This is a genomic window from Tateyamaria omphalii (assembly GCF_019802125.1).
Classification (GTDB): Bacteria; Pseudomonadota; Alphaproteobacteria; order Rhodobacterales; family Rhodobacteraceae; genus Tateyamaria; species Tateyamaria omphalii_B.
Genome location: NZ_JAHVHT010000001.1, coordinates 196638 through 217421, shown reverse-complemented (window position 1 = coordinate 217421; position 20784 = coordinate 196638). Strand labels below are relative to the sequence as shown.

Genomic DNA, 20784 nt, shown 5'->3' with positions numbered 1-20784 from the left:
TGATGTGCGCATTTATGCGCGTCCCTGTGGCTCCATCTGGGCAAGCGTCGGCGCGCTGCGCTCCCAGATCAGGACGGGCGTGTCGGCACCCGCGTTCAGTTTTGCCAGCATCCGTTCGGTCTTGAGCCCCGGCAGCGCGGCAAAGGCGTCAAAAAGCGCATCGGCCCCATCGGCATCCACCGGGATCATCAGGGGCGGCCCCTGCGGTTGGTCGAGCCGCCAGTGTGCCGGGCTTTGCGCACCGTCGAGGATCACGCGCTGCACTTCACGCATGGACACCGACCCTCCGGTCAACGGCCCGAAATAGATCACCTCGCCCTCGTTCACCTGCACGGTGCCAAGCCCCCCGCCCGCGCCACGAAAGCGCCCGCGTTGCAAACCGACCATGATCAGCGCACCCGCACCGACCAGCATGACCGGCGCGATGTAGCCCAGCACACCGCGCGCCTGCGCCAGCCACCACAGGGCGAGGATGGCAAGGGCGATACCGGCCAGCACTTCGCGCCAGCGCCAAAGGGCGGCCTTGGCCTCGGGGCGGAAGAAGGTCATGCGGACAAGTGCTCCATCACTTTTTGAAAACGTGTTCGCGGTGCCAGCTAGTGAACGCCGGATGCGGCGCATAGGCTTTGTGTCTTGGCTGCAGAAGCGTGCCTGTCGGGTTGATTAGCTTGCCAATCGCGTCCTGGTCGTTGGCCTGCCGTGAAATCAAGATGTCGAGATTACCCGACAAACCGATCAATCCCCTGTCAAACATCCAATGCACTGTACCAGATAGTGCAATACCGTTGGTTACGATGTCCGGCCCGCTCGCAGCCACCGGTTTGATGTGCGCGGCCTCAGCTTCTGCTCGACCGCCGCCATTGATCAGCCGAAGGCCTGTTATGGCGCAGGTTTCCGCATAAGCGCTTAGAACCACTTTTCGAAAGTTCCGGTCCCGGACCGCTCTGGTCAAGCGCTGTTCAACGGTCCGCCTTTCCCCAAGATGTTCGAACAAAGCAGCCGCATCATTCATGCCATCAGACACGTATGACGTATCTGTACGCGGCAAAATGGGTGTGTCGGTGCCAAGACCACGCTGAATAATTCGGTGGAAGTCCCGTGGATCCAAAGTGCGCACCGCCGCTTGCGCACGCCCTGACAGACGCCCATGCGAATTCAAAACACCTTGCTCGACATATCCGTCAAAATCGCGGTACGGCACAGGATCGCCAAAATCCAAATACGTGTTCGGTTCGATCAACGCCAGGAACATGTCGCTGTTCTTAGGGTCGGCAACAATTTCGGCGACCCGCGCAACAGCAAAATAGCCTCGCGTATTTCTGACTTTACTGGGTTCGAGATAAACAATCCAATTTCCCTCACACTGGCGCGCGCGGCCCAAATACTGTTTCGGGAATTGGTACTGAACTGCGGGAACATCATCGTAAATGGAGTCGCTGCGGTGCATGAAGACGCCGAACGCCATCTTACGTGACCGCGCCAGTCGAAGAAGTTGCACCCCGGATCTTCACCGCCAGTCTCCCAAACGCTGCTGCCAGACCGTCAGCGCCGCCACCGCCGCCGTGTCGGCGCGCAAAATACGCGGGCCAAGCTGAACGGCATGGGCCGTCTCCATCCTGTGTAACCGGGCACGCTCTTTCTCCGAAAAACCACCCTCCGGCCCGATCAGGATCGCCCAGGGGCCGGAGATGTCAGGTAAGGCGGAGGTGTCCTCCGCCCCTGCCAATGCCTCGTCACAGAACATCAGATGCCGGTCACCCAGATCAGCCAACACCCGATCCAGCCGCTGCATCTCGGTCACCTCGGGCACATAGGTCCCGCCACATTGTTCCGCTGCTTCAACCGCATGGGCCTGCAACCGGTCGCGCTGAATACGGCCCGCGTTGGTGAACTCGCTCTGCACCGGCACAATACGCCGCGCGCCCATCTCCGCCGCCTTCTCCACGATGAAATCCGTGCGCGCCTTCTTAATGGGTGCAAACAGCAACCAAAGGTCGGGTGGCATCTGAAGCGGTCGCGTCTGCGCCTCGCAGGTTAGCGTCCCGCCCCGCTTACCCGCCTCGACCACCTCGGCCCGCCATTCACCATCCGTGCCATTGAAAAGCAGCACCGCCGCCCCCACAGACAAGCGCATCACGCCAAAGAGATAATGCGCCTGCTCCCGCGACAGCGGAACCGATTGCCCCTGCCCCAAGGGCTGCTCTACATAGAGCCGTATCTTCGCGTCACTCATGGGCCCACACATATGACCAACTCGCAGCCATCACCAGAGGGTCAGGTCGCCGATGCCGTAAGCGGCAACTGGGTCGACACGCTGGCGCCCGAGTGGACGCGCCCGTATCTTCGGCTAAGCCGCGCGGATCGGCCCATCGGCACGTGGCTTTTGCTCTTGCCCTGCTGGTGGGGACTGACGCTCGCCATGCTGCACGACCAGTCGCCACGTTGGGAGGATGCGTGGATCGCCATCGGCTGTGCCGCAGGCGCCTGGCTGATGCGCGGGGCGGGCTGCACATGGAACGACATCACCGACCGCGACTTCGACGGGCAGGTGGAACGCACCCGCTCGCGCCCCATCCCTTCGGGTCAGGTGACCGTGCGCGGTGCCGTGATCTGGATGTGCCTGCAAGCGCTGATCGCCTTCGCCATCCTGCTCACCTTCAACAGCGCCGCGATCCTGCTGGGCATCCTCGCCCTGCTGCCCGTGGCCATCTACCCCTTCGCGAAACGGTTCACATGGTGGCCGCAAGTGTTCCTCGGCCTCGCCTTCAACTGGGGCGCGCTGCTGGCCTGGACGGCGCACACAGGCCAACTCGAAGCGCCCGCCGTGGTACTCTACCTCGCAGGCATCGCATGGACGCTGTTCTACGACACAATCTATGCCCACCAGGACACCGAAGACGACGCCCTGATCGGCGTCAAATCCACCGCCCGCCTGTTCGGCACCCAAACCCCGCAATGGTTGCGCCGCTTCCTGATGGCCACCGTGGGGCTGATGGGCATCGCGGTGATCTTTGCCGCCATCGACGACGCCAACGTGCTGGCCCTCGTCATCGCCCTTGGTGGCCCCTGGGCCATGGGCTGGCACATGGCCTGGCAGTTGCGCGGGCTCGACATCGAGGACCCCGCCAAATGCCTGCAACTCTTCCGCGCCAACCGCGACACCGGCGCGATCCCGCTGGTGTTTTTCTGCGCCGCACTGCTCGTATGATTGAACCCTGCGCCCAAGCGGCGTAGACCGTAGGCCCACTCTGGATCCAAGCAAGGTTCTGCTGATGATGCGATTGTCGTCCCTTCTGATCATCGTCGCGACGTTTTCAGTCGCCGCGATACTGGCACTGGTGACGGCAAACCTGTCCGTGCAGATGATCGAAGAAAGCTCGGAAATCGGTGTACGCGACGCGCTGGATGACGAGGGGATGACCTGGGCCGAGGTTGAGGCCGACGGCCTGCAGGTCACACTGGCAGGCATCGCCCCGACCGAAGCGGTGCGCTTCGCAGCCATCTCCACAGCAGGGCGCGTGGTCGACGCGGCACGTGTCATCGACGACATGCAGGTCGAAGCCGCCGCCGCAATCGCCCCGCCCCGCTTTTCAGCCGAACTGCTCCGCAACGATGCAGGCCTGTCGATCATCGGACTGATCCCGGCTGCCACGGACCGCGCCGCCGTCATCGACCGCATCACCGCGATTGCGGGCGATACGCCCGTCACGGACCTGATCGAAGTGGCCGACTATCCGGCACCGGATGGATGGAATGATGCCCTCGGCTTCTCTCTGGCCGCGATGGAGCGGTTGCCGCGCGCAAAGGTGTCGGTCGAGGCGGGCCGCGTCTCGATCCGCGCCATCACCGACAGCGCAGAAGAGAAAACCAATCTCGAAACGCAATTGAACCGGGCCGCCCCGCCGGGCTTGCGCGTGGCACTCGACATTGCAGCACCACGCCCGGTCATCACTCCCTTTACCCTGCGGCTTGTAAAGGACGCAGCAGGCACACGGTTTGACGCCTGCTCGGCTGACACCGAAGCGGCCCGCACACGGATCGTGAGCGCCGCCATGGCGGCGGGCCTCACCGGGTCCGGCACCTGCACGGTCGGCATGGGTGTCCCGAGCCCGAAATGGAGCCTGGCCGTCGAACAGGCCATCGGCGCGCTGAACACGCTTGGCGCAGGGGCGGTCACCTTCTCGGATGCCGACATCACCCTGATCGCCGCCGAAGGCACGCCGCAGGCCGATTTCGACCGGGTCGTCGGAGAACTGGAAAACGCCCTGCCCCCGGTCTTTGCACTCTACGCCAAGCTGCCCGAAACGGTGGACCCCAACCAGGGACCGCCGGAATTCGTGGCCACGCTCAGCCCCGAAGGCCTCGTGCAACTGCGCGGCCGCATCTCGGACGAAAACCTGCGCTCGCTGGTCGACAGCTATGCACAGGCGGCCTTCGGCACCGACAGCGTCTATACCGCGACGCGGATCGTGGATGACCTGCCCGCCAACTGGCCAGTGCGGGTGCTGACCGGGCTCGAATCGCTGGCGCAGCTGTCCAACGGCGCGGTGACGGTCACGCCCGACACGCTGACCGTGTCCGGCAACACCGGGAACCCCAAGGCAAGCACGAACATCGCGACGCTTCTCGCCTCCAAACTGGGCGAGGCAGAGGAGTTCGACATCCGCGTCACATACCAGGAAAAGCTGGACCCGGTCGCCGCCCTGCCGACCCCGGACGAGTGCGAGTCCGAGATCGCAGAGATCCTGTCGGCCTCGAAGATCACCTTCGAGCCGGGCAACGCCACAATCGATGCAAGCGCGCTCGGAACCATGGACGACATCGCCGAAGTGCTGCGCCAATGCGGCGACATCCGGCTCGAGATCCAGGGGCACACCGACAGCCAGGGCCGCGAAGAGATGAACCTGAACCTGAGCCAGGCACGGGCGCAGTCGGTGCTGAACGAATTGCGCGCGCGCCGGGTGCTCACATCGACCTATTCCGCCAAGGGCTATGGCGAGGTTGACCCCATCGCCGACAACGACACGGAGGAAGGCCGCGAAGCCAACCGCCGCATCGAGTTCAAGCTGATCCGACCCACCCCTTCCGCACCGGAACGCGAAACAACGCTGGAATCCCTCGCCGGAAACGGCGATACAGAAGCGGCAACCGAGGACAACGCCGAAGGACAAGGGGACGATGAGCAGAACTGAGTTTGTCATTGCGACAGCCATCATTCTCTTCATCGCGTTCTGCCTGGGCTGGTTCGCGAACTGGCTGATCCACCGCTTCACCCGCGTCGCCTCGGGCGATGTGGCCGAACTGGACCGGATGAGCCAGGAGCTGCACGAGGCCGAGGAAACCCGGGATCAGGCGATCACCTACCTGCAGCAACGCGAGGCGGAACTGACCAACCAGCTCAGCCAGACCGAGGCCGAGCTGCGCGCTGCGATGGACGGCTTGCGCGACGCGCGGCACGAGGCCGAAGAGCTGCGCGCCTGGATCGACCGCCAACAAGCCAGCTAGGCCACACGGCCCAGCGCCCGAACCGCATGGCGACACCACATGCCATCGCCGGTCCCTTCTCTGTTTCAAAAAATCCCGGGGGAGTCGCGGCAGCGACGGGGGCAGAGCCCCCCAAACAATGTCGTCGCGCTTGCGCGGCCTTTGGATCACAGACACGACACCTCATGCAACGTGCCACAAGGCACAGTGTTGCCGTCCCAGGCACCCACCGCACGTTGCGTTAACCAGGCACAATACGCTCGTTGGGGGTGCACAGGGGGTGTACGGATGGTACACGGGGGGTGACACCCCCAAAAACAGCGATTCAGCTTTATAAACAAGGGGTGAATCACCGGGCACTACGGCACCCCGGTGCATCCCGTCACCAGCGCGTCAGCGCGTCCTCATCCTCGTCCCGCGCGGCGACCCAATCCGCGCCATCGGCAGTGACTTCACGCTTCCAGAATGGGGCACGGGACTTGAGGTAATCCATCAGGTATTCCGCCGCCTCGAACGCGTCCTTGCGGTGGCGGGCGGCGGTGGCGACCATCATGATCATCTCGCCCACCTCCAGCCGCCCATGGCGGTGGATCACCAGCGCGTCTTCAAGCGACCAGCGCTTCATGGCTTCGGCCGCGATGTCGGTCAGCGCGCTTTCGGTCATGCCAGGATAGTGCTCGATCTCCATCGCCTGCAGCCCGCCATCCACGTCCCGCACGATGCCCGTGAAGGTGACAACAGCACCAGACACAGCGCGTCCGTCGGCAAAGGCGGCAGCCTCTGCGCCAAAGTCGAACGGGGCGTCCTGAACGACGATGCGCATGGGGTTAACCCCCTGTCATTGGTGGAAAAAACGCGACTTCACGCGCGCCGGAAAGTGGCGCATCAAAGTCTGTCAATTGCTGGTCCACAGCCACGCGCAGCGCGGAGATATCGGCAAAGGCGGCGGCATAACGCTCTTCCTTGCCGCGCAGCTCTTCGACCAGGTCCATGACCGTCCCGGCCTGCGTTTCAACCGCCTCGCGCGGGATGCCGATGCGTTCGCGAACCCATGCGAAATAGAGCACGTCCATATCTGTTACCCTTTCAAGTGCGGCATGGCCTTACGGAAGTAATCCCACCCGGTGATAAAGGTAAGCGCGGCGGCGATCCACAGCAACCAAAGGCCTATACGCCCCGACCAGTCGGCCCCCGCGAGCTTCCACCAGAGGCCCAGGTGGTCAGGTTCTTCGCCATTGAGAATGGCATTCACCATCGCCTCATCCATGCCCCAGATGGACATGCCGAAATAGTGCTCGAACACGCCTTGCGAAAAGAGAACGGCAATGGCGATCATCTGCAAAGTCGTCTTCCATTTCGCAAGGTTCGTCACCTTCAACGTCCCCGCCGTGTCCCCCAGAAACTCCCGTAAACCCGAGACAAAAACCTCTCGAAACAGGATCATGGTGGCGGGCAGAACCAGCCATGGCGACCAGCTGGAAAAGCCGATGATGACCATCAGCGCGATCACCACCATCGCCTTGTCCGCGATGGGGTCGAGCATGGTCCCGAGCTTCGTCTGCTGGCCCCAGGCGCGGGCGAGGTAGCCGTCAAACCAGTCGGTAATGGCTGCGCCGATAAACAGAATGACAGCAAGGATGTCGGCGAAAGGCCGGGTGAAATAGAGGAACATGACGGCGACGAGCGGGGCTGCAATCAGGCGCAGGGTCGTCAGGATGTTCGGGATCGTCCAAATCATTCGCAATCTCTAGCCTGTCCCAGCCCAAGCCGGAAGAGGGCGTATGGCACATGCGCCTCACTGGTCGTGAAAGAAATCATAGACCTTCTGCGCCAACCCCTCGGACACGCCATCGACCGCCTTGAGATCGGCCAGATTTGCACGGCTCACCGCCTTGGCCGACCCGAAATGCGCAAGCAGCGCCCGCTTGCGGGCCGCGCCCACCCCGGGGATGTCGTCGAGCGGGTTTTTCATGTTCGATTTTGCCCGCTTGGCCCGGTGCGTGCCAATCGCAAAGCGGTGGGCTTCGTCCCGCATGCGCTGCACGAAATAGAGGACCGGATCGTTGTGGCGCAGGGCGAAGGGGCGCTTGCCCGTGCGGTGAAATTCCTCCTTGCCCGCATCGCGGTCCACGCCTTTGGCCACGCCGACCATCGGGATATCCTCAACCCCGTGCTCGCGCATGATCTCGGCCACCGCGCTCACCTGCCCTGCGCCACCGTCGATCAAGAGCAGGTCCGGCCACATGCCCTTCTCGCGGTCGGGATCTTCGCTCAGCAAACGCTTGAACCGGCGGTGCAGGACCTCTTTCATCATGCCGAAATCGTCACCGGGGGTCAGGTCATCGCCCTTGATGTTGAACTTGCGGTAGCTGTTTTTCATGAACCCGTCGGGACCCGCGACGATCATGGCGCCCACCGCGTTCGTGCCCTGGATGTGCGAGTTGTCGTACACTTCGATCCGCTCTGGCGGATCTGGCAATTCAAAGGCGTCGGCGACGCCGCGCAACAGCTTCGCCTGCGTCGCACTCTCAGCCATCTTGCGGGCAAGGCTTTCGCGGGCGTTGCGCAGGGCGCTGTCCACAAGCTCCGCCTTTTCACCGCGCTGGGGCACCAGCAGTTCGACCTTGCGGCCCAGTTTCTGGCTCAGCGCCTCCGCCATCAGATCCGGGTTCTCGATCTCGTTCGACAGGATCAACTGCCGTGGCGGTTCCTTGGTGTCGTAGAACTGCCCCAGAAACGCCTCTAGCACCTCTGCCGCGTCCACGTCGGCACCGACACGGGGGTAGAAGTCGCGGTTGCCCCAGTTCTGGTTGGCCCGGATGAAGAAGACCTGCACGCAAGCCTGCCCCTGCTCCATATGCAGGGCCACGATGTCCGCCTCGGTCACGCTACGCGGGTTGATACCTTGGGCGGACTGAACCGACGTCATCGCGCGGATACGGTCCCGCAGGGCGGCGGCGCGCTCGAACTCCATCTCCTCGGAAGCCTGCTGCATCTGCGCCGCGAGCTTGGCCTGGATGTCGGTGGACTTGCCGGTAAGGAAGCGCTCCGCATCCTTCACCGACTGGGCATATTCAGCTTCCGAGATCAGCCCGACACAAGGCCCGGAGCACCGCTTGATCTGGTACAGCAGGCAAGGCCGCGTCCGGCTGTCGAACATCGAGTCGGTGCAGTTACGAAGTAGAAAGACTTTTTGGAGTTGATTGAGCGTGCGGTTCACGGCCCCCGCGCTGGCAAACGGCCCGTAATAGGCACCCTTCTGCTTCTTGGCGCCGCGATGCTTCTTGATCTGCGGATAGGGGTGATCGCCCGTCACCAGAATATTGGGAAAGGATTTGTCGTCACGCAGCAGCACGTTGAACTTGGGCTTGAGCTGCTTGATCAGATTCTGTTCAAGAAGCAGCGCCTCAGTCTCGGTCCTTGTGGTCAGGAACATCATCGACGCGGTCATCGAAATCATCCGCGCGATCCGCGGGCTGTGGCCCGACGGGCGGGCATAGTTCGACACGCGCGCGCGTAGGTTGCGGGCCTTGCCCACGTAGAGCACCCGGCTTTCGCGGTCGAGCATCCGGTAAACGCCGGGAGAGCTGTCCAGCGTCTTGAGATAGCCCTGGATCACCTCATGGCCGACGGGCACGGGCTGATCAACCTTGGGCTGTTCGATGTCGTCCTGTTTCGCCATACGATTCGTGCCGTCTTTCCTGTTTTGGCTGCACCGATTTGACCACCTGATCAAGCAATCTTACATCCACGAAAGCTGTGGATAAGTGTGCGGGTAAGTTCTGGGCGTACCGAATTTTCCGTTGTTTTTTGGGCGCTTCCTGAGTTTGCCTAAATTTTAGGCACACACCCAAGGTATTGTTTTTCAAAGCTATTTTCTTTTCCGATAGGCAAGCTACTGAAAACAAACGCGTTTTGGTAACAGAATTGTAACGAACATTAACGCGGTGCAAAACTCTCCCTACGTCACCTTATTCCACACCCAGAACGTCGGGCGTTTCCCAAGCCAGATGCTGCCCACCGTCAACGCATAGAAGTTGTCCTGTGACACCGGGCGCATCAAGGAAGTAGCCAAGCGCGCCCACGATATCGGCCGGGTTCGAACCACGTCCCAGCACCGTTGCGGCACGCTGTTTCGCGAAATGCTCTGCGCTTTGGCGTCCGCCCTGCAGTGTCGGTCCCGGCCCTATGGCGTTGACCCGGATCGCAGGCGTCAGGGCGCGTGCACTGGTCTGCGTCAAAGCCCACAATCCCATCTTTGCCAGCGTATAGGTCATGAACTCGGGCGTGAGCTTACGCACGCGCTGGTCCACCATGTTTAGGACCAAACCCGTAGCTACGGGCTCGTCCATCTCATCGCGCGATGCTTCAAGACCCTGCGCCGCCATATTCTGCGTCAGCACGAAGGGCGCACGCAGGTTGCTCTCCATATGCCGGTCCCAGCTGTCTCGCGTCGCCGTCTCGACCGTGTCATATTCAAAGATAGAGGCATTGTTGATCAGGCAGGTGATGGGGCCTCCCAAAGCATCCACCGCGCGTCCGAACAGGGCCTGGGTATCGTCCTCATTAGTCAGGTCCGCTTTCAGGGCAACGGCGCGCTGGCCTTTGCCCTCGACCATAGCGAAAGTCTCCTGCGCGCCTGCTTCACTGCTCGCGTAGTGCACGGCCACATCATAGCCTCGCCCGGCCAGATACACCGCCATAGCCTGACCCAATCGATGCCCTGCCCCTGTTACAAGTGCGCGTGTCATCGCACCCTCCCCTTAGTTCTTCAGCTTAGTACGACTGCCAGATAGGTCAGATAAAGGGCGGTCAAGATTACACCCCACGTACGGGTGATATCACGGCGCATATACACGAATGGCAGCAACAGAAGCGAAGCGCCCAGCATGACCCACAGATCAAAGCGCAGGAATGCGTGGTCCACAGGGATCGGCCCGACAAGGCTGGCGACACCTACGATGGCCAGCAGGTTGAACATGTTCGAACCGATCACATTTCCCAGTGCCACATCGGCCTGGCGACGCAGTGCCGCCATGACTGTCGTGGCCAGTTCCGGCAGCGACGTACCGACCGCGACAAGCGTGAGGCCGATGACCGTGTCGCTGACCCCGTACATCTTTGCAATGATGGTTGCATTGTCGACCAGCAGATCCGCCCCGAGAGGCAAACCGATCAGGCCAAGGATGAGGAAAACAGCGATGCGCCAGCCCGGCAGATCGGGGTCAACTCCCTCGATCTCTTCTTCGTCTTCGGTGGCATCGGCGCAAGCGGCACGGTGGCCCTTTGCCTCGCGTGCGGCATCCCACAGAACAAGGCCGAGAGCTGCAAGCAACACGATCGCCGCAATCCAGTCGAACACGCCGCGAAAGGCCAACGCGATAAACAGGATCGACGCGGCGATCATGAAGTTGAAGGTTTTCTTCGTCTCGCACTCGGACGTGTGCATGGTCGCCAAAAGCGCGGGAATCCCCAGCACCAGCAGGATATTTGCGGTGTTCGACCCGACCACGTTACCGATGGCGATGCCCGGTGCATCCTCGAGAACCGCCTGAATGGCAATGAGCAGCTCGGGCGCGGACGTGCCAAAGGCAACGATGGTCAGGCTGACAATCAGTGCCGGGACACCAAGGCGCAGCGACAGGTTCACCGCGCCCTTTACCAGGGAATCCCCGGCCAGCAGCAGGATCAGAAGGCCCAACCCGCTGAGCAGCCATGGCATTGCCACCGCCATCACCTGTCACCCCGCCCACAGGCGCATTTGCCTTTGCCGATACGGTAGCGTCCGCAGGCGCATTTGGCAGATGCCAGCCGCTTGCCGCCGATCCAGTGCAGTTTGCCAAAAACAGCCAGCACCGCAATGAAGGCGAGGAACAGCAGGACGACCTTGGACATCATGGATTACAGTCCAAACCGCGCGTAGGCTGCGCGCTCTTCGATGCTGTGCACTGCATCGTCGAAAAGCTGGGCGCCCAGCCGCGAGAAGAAAGGTTTCTTCACGCCATAGCGGCGGAACTTCACCTTGTCGCCGAACCGCTCCTTCATCATGGGTTTCAGGTGTCCGATGCCGTCGATCAAGCCAAGCGACTTGGCCTTCTCCGCCAGCCAAACCTCGCCCGTGAACAACTCGGCCTCCCCGTCCAGCTTGCCGGACCGTCGCGCCTGGACGTGGTCTATGAAATTGGTGTGGATGTCGTTCAAGAGCCCCTTGAGGCGCTCGACATCCTCGGGTTTTTCCGGGCGGAACGGGTCAAGCATGCTTTTCGATTTGCCCGCAGTGTAGACGCGCCGTTCGACCCCTTGTCGGACCAGCAGCTCATGCGCCCCGAAACTGGCTGAGATCACGCCGATGGAGCCCACGACCGAAGACGGATCGGCATAGATTTCATCTGCGGCCGCAGCCAGCCAATACCCACCCGATGCAGCGACATCCTCGACAAAGGCGATCACCGGGATCTCTTTTTCTTCGGCGAGCCGACGGATGCGGCCACCGATGAGCGAGGATTGCACGGCGCTGCCGCCGGGCGAGTTCACCTCGAGCGCAACAGCATCCGGCTTGCCACGGCTGAACGCCTTTTCAATGGCATCGGCCAGCGCGCGATCATTGAGTGCGCCACGTGTGCCGCCTGCGATAACCCCTTGCAGCCGCACGACAGCGACGGTGGGGTCGGATTTCATGAAGGGGATCCAGCGTTTCATCCACGCCCATGTAGAATGCGCCCCCGCACAGAACAAGGCCGCAATGCAAAGGAGTTTCGGGCCGTTACGTTATTGCCGAATGCGCCAACCCGTCTTGAAAATCCACCAGACCGCACCCAAGCACAGCGAGGTGAAGAGACCAATGGCGAGGAGTGACGTCACAATCGGGACGTCCTGGATACCGAAGAAGGCCCAACGGAAACCGGAGATCAGGTAGACCACCGGGTTGAACATCGAGATCGTCTGCCACACCGGCGGCAGCATCGAGATGGAGTAGAAAGACCCGCCCAGAAACACGAGCGGCGTGATGATGAGCAGAGGCACGAGTTGCAGTTGTTCGAAGTTGCCCGCCCAGATGCCGATGATGAAGCCGAAGAGCGCAAAGCTGATACAGGTCAGGACAAGGAAAGCGACCATGGCGGCCGGGTTCTGGATCTGGATGTCGACGAAGAAGAAGGATGTGATCAGGATGATGATCCCGATGAACATGGCCTTGGTCGCAGCGGCACCCACATAGCCCATGACGATTTCCAGAAAGCTCACAGGGGCTGAGAGCAGTTCGTAAATCGTGCCGATGAATTTCGGGAAGTAGATGCCGAAGGAGGCGTTCGAGATGCCCTGGGTCATCACCGTCAGCATGATGAGGCCGGGGACAATGAAGGCACCGTAACTGACCCCCTCGACCTGGTCGATCCGGCTGCCGATAGCGGCACCGAAGACCACGAAGTAGAGCGAGGTGGAGAGCACTGGAGAGATGAGCGATTGCGCAATCGTGCGGAAGAAGCGCGCCATTTCAAAGACATAGATAGCGCGGATGGCAGTCCAGTTCATTGTGCGGCCTCCGGCTGATTGACGAGGGAGACAAAGATGTCCTCGAGGCTCGATTGCCGCGTCACGACGTCCTTGAGCTGCAACCCAGCCTTTTGAACATCGTTGAGCAGCATGGTGATGCCCGTCCGTTCGGCATTGACGTCGTAGCTATAGATCAGAGTCCAGCCATCATCGCCAAGCGTCAGGTCATAGGCGGCGAGCGCATCAGGCACGGCGTTGATCTGACTGGTGAGCTGCACATCGAGCTGCTTTTTACCCATGCGCGCCATGAGTTTATTCTTGTCTTCGACCAGCAGGATGTCGCCCTTGCTGATGACGCCGATCCGGTCGGCGATGGCTTCGGCCTCTTCAATGTAGTGGGTGGTGAGGATGGTGGTCACGCCATCTGTGCGTAATTGTTCAACAATTTCCCACATGTCCTTGCGCAGCTCCACGTCGACGCCTGCGGTGGGTTCGTCGAGGAAAAGGACGCGTGGCTCGTGAGCGAGCGCTTTGGCGATGAGCACACGGCGTTTCATGCCGCCCGACAATTCGCGGATCTGGTTGTCGCGCTTGTCCCACAGAGACAGGCGCTTCAGGATATCTTCGACCGCGCTGTCTTTGCGCTGCTTGCCGAAGAGGCCGCGGGAGAAGCGGACGGTGTTGATGACCTTTTCAAAGGGCTCAAGCGCGATTTCCTGTGGTACGAGGCCGATGAGGCTGCGCGCTTCGCGGTAGTTGGACAGGATGTCGAACCCAGCCACGGTGACGGTGCCGGATGTGGGCATTGTGATGCCGCAAACCGTTGAAATCAGGGTCGTTTTCCCCGCACCATTTGGACCGAGAAGCGCAATGATCTCGCCCTCTTCGATGTCGAGGTTGACGCCTTTCAGCGCGTCGAACCCGCCCGCATAGGATTTGCGCAGGTTCTGGATACTCAGGATCGTGGACATGAAAACTCCGGCCTGTTCACGGGAACGAGAGGTATGCCGTTCGCCCAAAAAGAGCCAGCGCACGAGCGCACAGGCTGATGTGCGAGGTGATCAATCCTTGCCTTTGAGACGGCCAAGCCAGCCCTTCTTTGGCGCCTCATCGGTCTCCGGAGCCTCTTCGGCCTGAGCCGGTCCTTCGAGTGTTTCCTGCAGATTGGCAAAGAACTGGTCGGCCATTTTCTTGGCAAATCCGTCGATGATGCGGCTGCCCAGTTGGGCCAGTTTACCGCCTACTTTTGCCTCCACATCGTAGCTAAGCTCGGTGCCGCCATCGACTTCCGCCATGCGCACCTGCGCACCGCCCTTGGCGAAACCCGCTGCCCCGCCCTTGCCTTCGCCGTTGATGACAAGGCTTTGATTTTCAACCATTTCAGACAAGGTCACCTGCCCTTTGAAGGTGGCCTTCACCGGGCCGACCTTTTGCGTCACGGATGCCTCGAACCCGTCTTCCGGGCTGCCGGTCACCTCGGTCGCGCCGGGCACGCAAGCCTTGAGAACCTCCGGGTCCAGAAGGGCGGCGTAGACCTCGGACGGGGGGGCGGCGATCTGGCGGGTGTCGGACATTTGCATTGGCTGTCTCCCTTGGATTTGCTCCGTGATACCGCAGCGCCTGCAATTGCGCTATGCGCTATTCGCAAGGCAGGAGGCGATCAGCTGTGTTAGGGCTGAGCTTATGGAGACAACACGCCAGAACATCGCCGGGCTGGGCATCCTTTTCATTCTGATCGGGGTCGTTTGCATCTCAGTAAATGACATGCTTATCAAAGAGTTATCAGGCGATTATCCCCTGCATCAGATCGTCTTTGCACGGGCGGGGATCGGCATTCTGTTCAGCTTGATCATCGTGCAATACGAGGGCGGGTTCGGCATCTTGCGCACGTCTACACCGTGGCAACACGCGCTGCGAGGTATTCTGATCGTCATTGCGAACATGACGTTTTTCGTTGGACTGGCAGTGCTGCCGCTGGCGGATGTGACGGCCCTGTTCTTTGTAGCACCGTTGTTTATCACCTTGTTATCTATACCAATTCTGGGCGAGCGCGTCGGTCTGCTGCGCATCACGGCGGTGGCTGTTGGCTTTGTCGGCGTGGTGGTGATGCAGCGCCCCTGGGCGGATGCGGATAGCCTTGAGGTCAGCCGGTTTGTTCTGGCCCTGCCCGTGCTTGCGGCGCTGACTTATGCGTTAAATCAGATACTTACGCGCAAGTTGGGGGTTGCGAGCAAGGCCAGTGCGATGGCCGTCTACATTCAGGGCATGTTTATCCTCGTTTCGCTGGCCTTCTTCGTGGTGGCGGGCGATGGACGCTTTGCCGAAGGGGCGACAAACGGATCGGTGATCTTTCTGCTGCGGGCGTGGGTTTGGCCGCAAGGCGCTGATTTATGGGTATTTTTGGGCCTCGGCCTGAATTCAGCCATCGTCGGATATTGCCTGAGCCAAGCCTACCGCATCGCCGATGCGGCCACCGTGGCCCCGTTTGAATATGTGGGTCTGCCGCTGGCGGTGTTCTGGGGCTGGGTGGTCTTTGGCGAATTGCCCGATTGGGAGGTCTGGGTCGGCATCGTCCTGATCCTTGGCGCGGGTCTGTTCGTGTTTTTGCGCGAGCGGCAAAAGGCGCCGGTCGGAGGGTAGACGCCGACGCAGGGACCAAGGGGTTGACGGACCGTGCGGTGGCTGGATTTTGCGAAACTGCGAACTTTGGGGAGCAAACTGCGTGTTTTGAGCAGGCGCAAACCCCTGTTTTCGGGCGCATTGTGGACAAAATGCACATTTTGGCCGGAAAACTGCGTGTTTTGGACAAGCGCAGGGCGTTAACGATCCCTTCACTTATCCACAGCGTTAAGGTTTGCGCGAGAGATTTAACTCTTACGTAACCCTTAGCCGTCGACCTGGATCACGACCTTGCCCGTGGCCTTGCGCGTGCGCAGCAGATCGAGCGCTTCGTTGGCATCGGCCAGTGGCAGCACGTGGCTGACATGGGGCTTGAGTTTGCCCTCGGCATACCAGCCGAACAGAACCTCGAAACTGTCCGTCAGCACCTTGGGGTTCACCCGCATGTAGCCGCCCCAGTAGAAGCCGAGCACGTGCAGGTTTTTGACCAGCAGGTAGTTGGCGGGGATCTGCGGGACGGTGCCGGAGGCGAAGCCCAGCGGCAGCAGCCGTGCCTCGGGGTTGCAGGCACGCAGGGCTGCGTCGAAGAGGTCGCCTCCGACCGGATCATAGACGACATCGGCCCCGCCCAGTGCTTTCACATCTGCGCGCAGATCGCAGGTGTCGCTGTCGAGCAGGTGATCCGCGCCCGCATGGGAGGCGATCTTCAGCTTGTCGGCGCCGCGGGCGCAGGCGATGACCTCGGCCCCCATCAGCTTACCCAGTTCGACCGCTGTGAGGCCCACGCCGCCGGAAGCACCGAGGACGAGCAGCCGCTCGCCGGGTTTCATATGCGCCTTGTAGTCGAGCGCCACATGGCTGGTGCCGTAGGCGACGAGGAAGGCGGCTGCGTCGACTTCGGACATCTCGTCCGGGATCGGTACGCAGATATTCGCAGGCAAGGCCGCGTATTCGCCAAGTCCGCCGAAGCCTGCATAGGCCGCGATGCGCTGGCCCGGTTTCAGATGGGTGACGTCCGCACCCATGGCTTCGATGGTGCCGCACATCTCCATCCCGATGGTCGCGGGAAGCTGCGGTTTTTCCTGATAGGTGCCCTTGACGATCAGCGTGTCGCCGAAGTTGAGCCCGCAGGTGTGGACGCGCACCAGCACCTCGTTCGGCCCGGGGGTGGGCGTGTCGATCTCGCGCAGCTCGAGCGGCTGCCCAAGGGCGGTGACTTGCATGGCGCGCATTGTGGTATCCCTCGTCTAGTGGCCGTCGCGACCGATTTGCCAGACCTGATAGCTGATCTGAACAGCGCCGAACAGAAGGCCGTGAAAGAACCACAGAATGAAGAGGATCAGGAAGGCGTCATCGCTACGCGCGGCCCGCGTGTGGATGCCCGCAATGTCGAGAAGCCAGATGCCGGTGACGAAGGCGGCTGAGAGGGCGAAGCCCACGGCGGTGCCGTTGAGGAACAGGCGGAGGAGGGGGTTTGGTTGGTCGGTTGGCATGAGGGGAAGGTAGCATGGCCAAGGCAAGAGACCAGCAGCACAACCGGTTACCAGAGCGCTTGGGCTTGGTTTTGCCAATTTGCCGGAACACGCTGCGCTGGCGTCAACGCAAGGAAATTCCACAATTCGAATTGAAGAAGCTCAAAACCTGTTTCATCCGCTTCGTACGCAAAGTGAATTGACCGCCCTTTCCTTTTCCGATGACTTTCGCATTCCGATTGCTGGCGAGAGACCTGACAATCTTTGCGTCATCAGCTTTCGCAATGGGGCTAAAACGGTTTGCGCCCGCTGCCTTCGGTTGGTGAAACTCGAAGTTCTGACCAGCGATGTTTACAACCGCGCGTGATCCTTTCGGATAGCCACTGCCCAACCCCACCAAAGGGGTGATTGAGTTGCGATCCTGCGATCCCCAAAGCAGAAGCGAGCCGTTTGACGCATTTAAGAGCGCCTGACAGGACAGGCCATCATTTGCCGTTTGAGCAACGATAACCTGCCAATCTCCAATCTGAGATGACTTTTGGATGTCCAAAGCGTTCGCTGGTAGAGCCAGCAGGGCAAGCAACGAAATCAGATATGCCGTTCTCAAGATGTGCCTCAGCAGTTCGAAAGAGGTTCACGCAGTTATGTTATGCACAAAGCGGAAAGGCGAGTGCAAAAGTCGAAGCATATAGGTAGAACCGTAGCGATCTAAAACTGTTGATACACAAACGTTGGCTAAAACGCCTCAGGCCGCGCCTCACGCGCCATATGATCAAGCACAGCGTTCACGAACTTCGGCTCTTTCCCTTCCGGGAAAAACGCCCGCGCCACGTCCACATATTCCACGATCACCACCTTGGGCGGCGTGCCTGTGTCCCGAAACTCGGCCCCTGCCGCCCGAAAGAGCGCACGCAACGTCGGGTCGATCCGCGCAATCGGCCATTTCGCCACGAGCGCCCGGTCGGTCATCTGGTCAATCGGTGCCTGGTAGTTGACCGCATCATCCATGACCCGCGCGAAGTGATCAGGATCACCCTCGGTCATCTCGTCGCCCTCGTAGGACGCTCCAAAGCGGTGGTCCATGAACTCGACCTTGATCTGGTCGACGGTCTGCGCCGTCTGCTCCATCTGGAACAGCGCTTGCACGGCATAGAGCCGCGCGGCCGAGCGCATCTTGCGTTTCTGGTTGCCCGAAAGGGTCATGCGGTTGTGGATCCTGTCTTGGATGCCAGCTGGTATTCGGTGGCCGGTTTGAACCCGACCCCCTTGCTGGAGCGGCCCCACTTACGGCTGAGCGCGATCAGGTGCAAGGCCGCAGCCGCGGCCCCGCCGCCTTTATTCTGTTTGGCGGGATCGGCGCGCACCTCGGCCTGGTCGGTGTTCTCGACCGTCAGGATGCCGTTGCCGATGCAGAGGCCCTGAAGGCCCAGAAGCTGGATGGCGCGGGACGAGTCGTTGCAGACTGTCTCGTAATGCGTTGTCTCCCCCCGGATCACGCAGCCCAGGGCCACATAGCCGTCGAAGTTCGACATCCGCTCGGCGATGCCGATGGCGGTGGGGATTTCGAGGGCGCCGGGCATCTCGACCAGGTCCCAGGTGGCACCTGCGGCTTCGATCTCGGCTTTGGCACCAGCCACAAGGTTGTCGGCGATCTGCTTGTAATAGGGCGACACGACGATCAGCAGCTTGGTTGGCTCGTCAAAGCTGGGGCGGTCCAGCACGTGGTGGTCGATGGATGCCATTTTCAGTCTCCGAGGATGGGGCGGGTGCCGACAATTTCGAGCCCGTAGGCGTCGATACCCATATAGGTCGTGCGCGGGCTGTCGGTGAGCAGGATGAGGCGGGAGAGGCCCATGTTCGACAGCATCTGCGCGCCAAGGCCGGTGTTCTTGACGATGCGCGGGCCGGGCTCTTCGTCGGTAAAGAGCGATTTGCGCGGCTCGCGGAAGAGGCAGACGACGCCACGCCCTTCGGCAGCGATCAGCTCCATGGCGCGGGGCAGCTCGCCCACGGGTTTGTCGGACAGGCCCAGAATATCCGTGACTTCAGCCAGCGCGTGGGTGCGGACCAGAACCGGCTCGTCTGTGCTCAGGTCGCCCTTGGAGAGCGTCACATGCTCGATGCCATAGGTCTGGTCGGTGAAGATGCGCATGTCCCATTCCCCGCCATGCTGCGAGGTGACCATGCGGCGGTCCGTCTCGACCACCAGATTGTCGTGGCGGCGGCGATAGGCGATGAGGTCGGAAATGGTGCCGATCTTCAGTTTGTGTGTGGCGGCGTAGTCCACGAGGTCCGGCAGGCGGGCCATGGACCCATCCTCGTTCATGATCTCGCAGATCATGCTCGACGGATAGTGCCCCGCAAGACGCGCCACATCGCACCCGGCCTCGGTGTGACCTGCGCGGACCAGAACGCCGCCCTTGCGGGCGCGCAGGGGGAAGACATGCCCCGGTGTCGCCAGATCGGCAGAGGTTGCCTGCGGGTTTACGAGGGTCGAAATCGTCAACGCCCGATCGCCTGCGGAAATCCCCGTGCTCACCCCCTCACGCGCCTCGACCGACACGGTGAACGCCGTCTCGTGGCGCGAGGAATTGTGCATCGCCATCATCGGCAGGCCCAGATCGTCGATCCGCTCGGCAGGCAGTGTCACACAGATCAAACCGCGCCCGTGGGTCGCCATGAAGTTCACAGCGGCCGCATCGGCAAAGTTGGCAGGGATTACCAGATCACCCTCATTCTCGCGATCCTCGTGATCGACCAGAATGAACATCCGGCCCAGACGCGCCTCCTCGATGATCTCTTCGATAGGCGAAATGGCGGCGGCAAGATCGGTCTCGACCGGACCGGGGGTCTCAAAGCTCATGGGGCACCTGTGGCAGCATTGCCCGCGACATAGAGGATCACGCGCCCCAATGCCAGTGCCCCGGCGCACAGATCCCGTGCAGCTTCATCTTGCCAGATAAACTCCCCCCGGAGGGCCGATCCACCGCACGCACCCTACATCGCATGATGCGAGCACGCCCACCACGAGCGCCCAGCATGGCGTCAGGCCGCCAGGCCTGTCCGCAGGATCACGCCACCTCGGCCAGACGCGCGACGTAGCGGGCGAGCGTGTCGATCTCCAGGTTCACCGCATCACCCACGGCCACGTCGCCCCAAGTCGTCACCTCCTTGGTGTGCGGGATGAAGTTGATGCCGAAGACGGCCCCCTGCACCTCGTTCACCGTCAGGGACGTGCCGTTCAGCGCCACCGACCCTTTGGGCGCGATGAAGCGAGCCAGATCATCCGGCGCGCGCAATTGCACGCGGGTGCTGTCGCCCTCGTCCACGACCGACACAACCTCGGCCACGCCATCCACATGGCCCGACACGATGTGACCACCCAACTCGTCGCCCACGCGCAACGCGCGTTCGAGGTTCAGGCGCTTGCCCACGGTCCATGCGCCGAGGTTGGTCTTCGACACCGTCTCGGCACTCACCTGCACGTCATACCAGTCGGGGCCCAGGTCCACGACCGTCAGACACACGCCGTCGGAGGCAATCGACGCCCCCATGTCGATGCCCGCCGTGTCATAGCCGGTCTGGACGCGCACGCGCAGGTCGCCCTCCTGCTTGAGGTCGGTGATGGTGCCGATATCCGTGATGATGCCTGTGAACATGGGCGGTCTCCTTCGCGCTTGGCCCTGAGGTAGCGGTGCCGGGACGCAACGGCAAGAGC

General features: G+C 61.5%; 25 protein-coding genes. 4 read left to right on the top strand and 21 right to left on the bottom strand.

The annotated features are described in order from the left end of the window. Window positions 1–12: 12 nt before the first annotated feature. Genes KUV51_RS01070 through KUV51_RS01060 form a run of 3 tightly spaced genes read right to left on the bottom strand, consistent with a single transcriptional unit; the run spans window position 13 to window position 2233 of the window. Window positions 13–549: a hypothetical protein gene (locus KUV51_RS01070; RefSeq protein WP_222519774.1), complete on the bottom strand. Its 537-nt coding sequence runs from the start codon at window positions 547–549 to the stop codon at window positions 13–15. Window positions 550–565: 16 nt separating this feature from the next. Continuing rightward, window positions 566–1465 (bottom strand): HNH endonuclease, encoded by a 900-nt coding sequence (locus KUV51_RS01065; protein WP_222519773.1) that lies wholly within the window; start codon window positions 1463–1465, stop codon window positions 566–568. 42 nt (window positions 1466–1507) lie between these two features. Next, the gene (locus KUV51_RS01060) at window positions 1508–2233 is read right to left on the bottom strand and encodes a 16S rRNA (uracil(1498)-N(3))-methyltransferase (RefSeq protein WP_222519772.1); all 726 of its coding nucleotides are present in this window, start codon (window positions 2231–2233) and stop codon (window positions 1508–1510) included. Window positions 2234–2245: 12 nt separating this feature from the next. On the opposite strand from KUV51_RS01060, the gene ubiA reads away from it, so the two are divergent. The 3 genes from ubiA to KUV51_RS01045 all read left to right on the top strand — a co-directional run bounded on the left by ubiA (window position 2246) and on the right by KUV51_RS01045 (window position 5505). Further along, a complete protein-coding gene (gene ubiA, locus KUV51_RS01055; RefSeq protein ID WP_222519771.1) occupies window positions 2246–3208 on the top strand; it encodes a 4-hydroxybenzoate octaprenyltransferase in 963 nt (320 codons plus the stop codon). A 67-nt stretch (window positions 3209–3275) separates the two neighbouring features. Beyond that, on the top strand, window positions 3276–5192 hold the full coding sequence (locus tag KUV51_RS01050) for an OmpA family protein (RefSeq protein ID WP_222521197.1): 1917 nt from the start codon (window positions 3276–3278) through the stop codon (window positions 5190–5192). Next, the gene (locus KUV51_RS01045) at window positions 5179–5505 is read left to right on the top strand and encodes a hypothetical protein (RefSeq protein WP_039688288.1); all 327 of its coding nucleotides are present in this window, start codon (window positions 5179–5181) and stop codon (window positions 5503–5505) included. The genes KUV51_RS01050 and KUV51_RS01045 overlap by 14 nt, the downstream gene beginning before the upstream one ends. A gap of 361 nt (window positions 5506–5866) precedes the next feature. Here KUV51_RS01045 and KUV51_RS01040 read toward each other — a convergent pair whose 3' ends face one another. The 11 genes from KUV51_RS01040 to KUV51_RS00990 form a co-directional block, all read right to left on the bottom strand. Next, entirely contained in the window at window positions 5867–6307 is a 441-nt protein-coding gene (locus KUV51_RS01040) for a molybdenum cofactor biosynthesis protein MoaE (protein WP_222519770.1), read from the bottom strand. Between the two features lie 4 nt (window positions 6308–6311). Beyond that, window positions 6312–6557 carry a molybdopterin converting factor subunit 1 gene (moaD, locus tag KUV51_RS01035; protein WP_039688292.1) on the bottom strand — a complete coding sequence of 82 codons (246 nt, stop codon included), beginning with the start codon at window positions 6555–6557 and terminating at the stop codon, window positions 6312–6314. Between the two features lie 5 nt (window positions 6558–6562). Next, window positions 6563–7222, bottom strand: coding sequence for a CDP-diacylglycerol--glycerol-3-phosphate 3-phosphatidyltransferase (gene pgsA, locus KUV51_RS01030; RefSeq protein ID WP_222519769.1), 660 nt, complete (start codon window positions 7220–7222; stop codon window positions 6563–6565). Window positions 7223–7279: 57 nt separating this feature from the next. Then, window positions 7280–9166, bottom strand: coding sequence for an excinuclease ABC subunit UvrC (uvrC, locus tag KUV51_RS01025; protein WP_222519768.1), 1887 nt, complete (start codon window positions 9164–9166; stop codon window positions 7280–7282). Between the two features lie 289 nt (window positions 9167–9455). Beyond that, window positions 9456–10235, bottom strand: a complete 780-nt coding sequence (locus KUV51_RS01020) for an SDR family oxidoreductase (protein WP_222519767.1) — start codon at window positions 10233–10235, stop codon at window positions 9456–9458. Window positions 10236–10255: 20 nt separating this feature from the next. Continuing rightward, a complete protein-coding gene (locus KUV51_RS01015) occupies window positions 10256–11206 on the bottom strand; it encodes a calcium/sodium antiporter (RefSeq protein WP_222521196.1) in 951 nt (316 codons plus the stop codon). A gap of 11 nt (window positions 11207–11217) precedes the next feature. Next, window positions 11218–11382 (bottom strand): hypothetical protein, encoded by a 165-nt coding sequence (locus KUV51_RS01010; protein WP_222519766.1) that lies wholly within the window; start codon window positions 11380–11382, stop codon window positions 11218–11220. A gap of 3 nt (window positions 11383–11385) precedes the next feature. Then, window positions 11386–12183, bottom strand: a complete 798-nt coding sequence (locus tag KUV51_RS01005) for a S49 family peptidase (RefSeq protein ID WP_222519765.1) — start codon at window positions 12181–12183, stop codon at window positions 11386–11388. A gap of 69 nt (window positions 12184–12252) precedes the next feature. Continuing rightward, window positions 12253–13014: an ABC transporter permease gene (locus KUV51_RS01000; RefSeq protein WP_222519764.1), complete on the bottom strand. Its 762-nt coding sequence runs from the start codon at window positions 13012–13014 to the stop codon at window positions 12253–12255. Then, window positions 13011–13946, bottom strand: coding sequence for an ABC transporter ATP-binding protein (locus KUV51_RS00995; RefSeq protein ID WP_222519763.1), 936 nt, complete (start codon window positions 13944–13946; stop codon window positions 13011–13013). The genes KUV51_RS01000 and KUV51_RS00995 overlap by 4 nt, the downstream gene beginning before the upstream one ends. Window positions 13947–14036: 90 nt before the next feature. Beyond that, window positions 14037–14555, bottom strand: a complete 519-nt coding sequence (locus KUV51_RS00990) for a CoxG family protein (protein ID WP_222519762.1) — start codon at window positions 14553–14555, stop codon at window positions 14037–14039. A gap of 103 nt (window positions 14556–14658) precedes the next feature. Here KUV51_RS00990 and KUV51_RS00985 point away from each other — a divergent pair, with 103 nt between their 5' ends. Beyond that, window positions 14659–15615: a DMT family transporter gene (locus KUV51_RS00985; protein WP_222519761.1), complete on the top strand. Its 957-nt coding sequence runs from the start codon at window positions 14659–14661 to the stop codon at window positions 15613–15615. Between the two features lie 245 nt (window positions 15616–15860). Here the strand turns inward: KUV51_RS00985 and KUV51_RS00980 are convergent, their stop codons facing one another. The 7 genes from KUV51_RS00980 to KUV51_RS00950 all read right to left on the bottom strand — a co-directional run bounded on the left by KUV51_RS00980 (window position 15861) and on the right by KUV51_RS00950 (window position 20725). Next, window positions 15861–16826: an NADPH:quinone oxidoreductase family protein gene (locus KUV51_RS00980; protein WP_222519760.1), complete on the bottom strand. Its 966-nt coding sequence runs from the start codon at window positions 16824–16826 to the stop codon at window positions 15861–15863. 15 nt (window positions 16827–16841) lie between these two features. Then, the gene (locus tag KUV51_RS00975) at window positions 16842–17087 is read right to left on the bottom strand and encodes a hypothetical protein (RefSeq protein ID WP_222519759.1); all 246 of its coding nucleotides are present in this window, start codon (window positions 17085–17087) and stop codon (window positions 16842–16844) included. Window positions 17088–17190: 103 nt separating this feature from the next. After that, window positions 17191–17649 carry a hypothetical protein gene (locus KUV51_RS00970; RefSeq protein ID WP_222519758.1) on the bottom strand — a complete coding sequence of 153 codons (459 nt, stop codon included), beginning with the start codon at window positions 17647–17649 and terminating at the stop codon, window positions 17191–17193. Between the two features lie 152 nt (window positions 17650–17801). Beyond that, a complete protein-coding gene (nusB, locus tag KUV51_RS00965; protein WP_222519757.1) occupies window positions 17802–18269 on the bottom strand; it encodes a transcription antitermination factor NusB in 468 nt (155 codons plus the stop codon). Then, entirely contained in the window at window positions 18266–18808 is a 543-nt protein-coding gene (locus tag KUV51_RS00960) for a 6,7-dimethyl-8-ribityllumazine synthase (protein ID WP_222519756.1), read from the bottom strand. Before KUV51_RS00960 ends, nusB begins: the two co-directional genes overlap by 4 nt. Before the next feature lie 2 nt (window positions 18809–18810). Then, window positions 18811–19929, bottom strand: coding sequence for a 3,4-dihydroxy-2-butanone-4-phosphate synthase (gene ribB, locus KUV51_RS00955; protein ID WP_222519755.1), 1119 nt, complete (start codon window positions 19927–19929; stop codon window positions 18811–18813). Between the two features lie 208 nt (window positions 19930–20137). Beyond that, window positions 20138–20725 (bottom strand): riboflavin synthase, encoded by a 588-nt coding sequence (locus KUV51_RS00950; protein WP_222519754.1) that lies wholly within the window; start codon window positions 20723–20725, stop codon window positions 20138–20140. Between the last annotated feature and the right edge of the window lie 59 nt (window positions 20726–20784).

Excerpts from the sequence above, each read along its gene's own strand:
- KUV51_RS01065 (WP_222519773.1), bottom strand. The coding sequence starts at position 1,465 with ATGGCGTTCGGCGTCTTCATGCACCGCAGCGACTCCATTTACGATGAT.
- KUV51_RS00985 (WP_222519761.1), top strand. The coding sequence starts at position 14,659 with ATGGAGACAACACGCCAGAACATCGCCGGGCTGGGCATCCTTTTCATT.
- nusB (WP_222519757.1), bottom strand. The coding sequence starts at position 18,269 with ATGACCCTTTCGGGCAACCAGAAACGCAAGATGCGCTCGGCCGCGCGG.
- KUV51_RS00975 (WP_222519759.1), bottom strand. The coding sequence starts at position 17,087 with ATGCCAACCGACCAACCAAACCCCCTCCTCCGCCTGTTCCTCAACGGC.
- KUV51_RS00995 (WP_222519763.1), bottom strand. The coding sequence starts at position 13,946 with ATGTCCACGATCCTGAGTATCCAGAACCTGCGCAAATCCTATGCGGGC.
- KUV51_RS00960 (WP_222519756.1), bottom strand. The coding sequence starts at position 18,808 with ATGGCATCCATCGACCACCACGTGCTGGACCGCCCCAGCTTTGACGAG.
- KUV51_RS00980 (WP_222519760.1), bottom strand. The coding sequence starts at position 16,826 with ATGCGCGCCATGCAAGTCACCGCCCTTGGGCAGCCGCTCGAGCTGCGC.
- KUV51_RS00990 (WP_222519762.1), bottom strand. The coding sequence starts at position 14,555 with ATGCAAATGTCCGACACCCGCCAGATCGCCGCCCCCCCGTCCGAGGTC.
- KUV51_RS01020 (WP_222519767.1), bottom strand. The coding sequence starts at position 10,235 with ATGACACGCGCACTTGTAACAGGGGCAGGGCATCGATTGGGTCAGGCT.
- KUV51_RS01050 (WP_222521197.1), top strand. The coding sequence starts at position 3,276 with ATGCGATTGTCGTCCCTTCTGATCATCGTCGCGACGTTTTCAGTCGCC.
- ubiA (WP_222519771.1), top strand. The coding sequence starts at position 2,246 with ATGACCAACTCGCAGCCATCACCAGAGGGTCAGGTCGCCGATGCCGTA.
- KUV51_RS01070 (WP_222519774.1), bottom strand. The coding sequence starts at position 549 with ATGACCTTCTTCCGCCCCGAGGCCAAGGCCGCCCTTTGGCGCTGGCGC.
- ribB (WP_222519755.1), bottom strand. The coding sequence starts at position 19,929 with ATGAGCTTTGAGACCCCCGGTCCGGTCGAGACCGATCTTGCCGCCGCC.
- KUV51_RS01060 (WP_222519772.1), bottom strand. The coding sequence starts at position 2,233 with ATGAGTGACGCGAAGATACGGCTCTATGTAGAGCAGCCCTTGGGGCAG.
- moaD (WP_039688292.1), bottom strand. The coding sequence starts at position 6,557 with ATGGACGTGCTCTATTTCGCATGGGTTCGCGAACGCATCGGCATCCCG.
- pgsA (WP_222519769.1), bottom strand. The coding sequence starts at position 7,222 with ATGATTTGGACGATCCCGAACATCCTGACGACCCTGCGCCTGATTGCA.
- KUV51_RS01040 (WP_222519770.1), bottom strand. The coding sequence starts at position 6,307 with ATGCGCATCGTCGTTCAGGACGCCCCGTTCGACTTTGGCGCAGAGGCT.
- KUV51_RS01045 (WP_039688288.1), top strand. The coding sequence starts at position 5,179 with ATGAGCAGAACTGAGTTTGTCATTGCGACAGCCATCATTCTCTTCATC.
- KUV51_RS01015 (WP_222521196.1), bottom strand. The coding sequence starts at position 11,206 with ATGCCATGGCTGCTCAGCGGGTTGGGCCTTCTGATCCTGCTGCTGGCC.
- KUV51_RS01010 (WP_222519766.1), bottom strand. The coding sequence starts at position 11,382 with ATGATGTCCAAGGTCGTCCTGCTGTTCCTCGCCTTCATTGCGGTGCTG.
- uvrC (WP_222519768.1), bottom strand. The coding sequence starts at position 9,166 with ATGGCGAAACAGGACGACATCGAACAGCCCAAGGTTGATCAGCCCGTG.
- KUV51_RS01000 (WP_222519764.1), bottom strand. The coding sequence starts at position 13,014 with ATGAACTGGACTGCCATCCGCGCTATCTATGTCTTTGAAATGGCGCGC.
- KUV51_RS00950 (WP_222519754.1), bottom strand. The coding sequence starts at position 20,725 with ATGTTCACAGGCATCATCACGGATATCGGCACCATCACCGACCTCAAG.
- KUV51_RS01005 (WP_222519765.1), bottom strand. The coding sequence starts at position 12,183 with ATGAAACGCTGGATCCCCTTCATGAAATCCGACCCCACCGTCGCTGTC.